The sequence below is a fragment of the Nitratidesulfovibrio oxamicus genome (assembly GCF_015731765.1).
Lineage (GTDB): Bacteria > Desulfobacterota > Desulfovibrionia > Desulfovibrionales > Desulfovibrionaceae > Cupidesulfovibrio > Cupidesulfovibrio oxamicus.
Genome location: NZ_VRYY01000557.1, coordinates 1 through 1372 on the forward strand (window position 1 = coordinate 1; position 1372 = coordinate 1372).

1 protein-coding gene and 1 pseudogene are annotated in these 1372 nt (G+C 68.3%); one reads left to right on the top strand and one right to left on the bottom strand.

Annotated features, from left to right (window positions below; genetic code table 11):
- Positions 1-141: 141 nt before the first annotated feature.
- The gene (locus tag FVW20_RS15520; protein WP_196610312.1) at positions 142-579 is read left to right on the top strand and encodes a hypothetical protein; all 438 of its coding nucleotides are present in this window, start codon (positions 142-144) and stop codon (positions 577-579) included.
- Between the two features lie 305 nt (positions 580-884).
- On the opposite strand, the pseudogene FVW20_RS15525 reads toward FVW20_RS15520, so the two are convergent.
- A pseudogene (locus FVW20_RS15525) lies at positions 885-1372 on the bottom strand (hypothetical protein); the annotation flags it as partial.

A 1372-nucleotide genomic window follows, 5' to 3' on the forward strand; every position in this document is an offset into this window, starting at 1 on the left:
GCGCGCCGGGGTGTATGCTGGTGGCTACGCCGGGCCGGGGCCTGCGGGCGCGCGCGGCAACCACGCCCACGCCGCGGGCATCCGCCGTCTTCCATCGCAACCGGCACCATTCGCCATCATCCGCCAGTGCGGGAGGTTTCCATGCGCATCCTTGCCCTTCTTCTTGCCCTGCTGCTGTTGCCGGGCGCGGCCACCAGCGCCCACGCCGTGCTCGGCCTGTTCGAAAACAACTATCGCGTGCTGTTCGACGCCGTGCCCGACATCAAGGACGAAAATATCTACCTTGGCGAATCGGTGATGGGCGCCATCACCAAGCGCGAGCTGAAAGGCAACAACGTGGTGCTGACCGTGGACGTGAAAAAGGAATTCCGGGGCAACATGGTGGATACCACGGTGTTCGTGGTGGAGGGCGGTCGCCTGAAGCACGACACCCTTGGGCAGTCGTCCACTCCGCTGCAGGAAGGGGCCAATGTGCTCGGCTTTACCGATGCGCTGCACCTCAACCTGTTCAAGGCCAAGGCGGCCATGAACGACCTTGGCGACTACCTGCGCAAGAAGGCAGACGAACTGGCCAGATAGCCGATGCAGACACCCGGAAAACACCGGGGGCAGGGTCGGACAAGCGCACACGGTCCGGCTGGGGTGCGGGAAACTCCCGCCCTGGCCGGGCCGTGCGTTGCGAAAACGAGGCTGCGCGGCGGGCCGCCGTGCGGGACGTCCGGCAGGATGGGGTGGTGCGGTCCGGCGAGAAACGTCGGGATATGTCGGCAAGGCGCAGGCGGGATGGACCGGAAAGTCATGGTGCGTGGCAAAATGTTCCGAAACGCCGGGGAAATGGGGATACCAGGCGGGCACCGGGCAACGTCAGGCAACGCCTGCCTCCGTTATTCCAGCCGCCCCAGCATGATGGAGGTGACCAGACGGTGGCGTGAAATTCCGCCCCGCCACCAGTAGGCCACTGGGTAGCCGGTGGCGTCGGTGGCAAGGCCGATGACCCCCCAGCCCACGCCGCCGATGCCCGGCTCGCGCGCGTCCCGGGGCAGTGCGGCCAGCCATGCGGCGCTGCCCCGTTCCAGACCGGGGGCAATGGCCGGGAGCGCATCCACCTGCGATGGCCGGGGCTGCCCCGGAGAGGTGCCTGGCACAGGGACCAGTGCCTGTTCCGACATGTGTCCCGGCGCCTGCGCTGTCGCCGTCTCTCGCTCCTGGCCCGCAACCGGTTCCGCAGTCGATGCGGCCACCGGTCGCGCTGCCTGTGCCGCCTCAGCTTCGGGGCTGCCCACCCCCTGCATGGCGGCAAGGTCGCCGTGCGGGCTCAGGGTGCAATCGGCAACGGGCAGCAGCACCTCGCCGGGCCGGGCCGGGTTCAGGC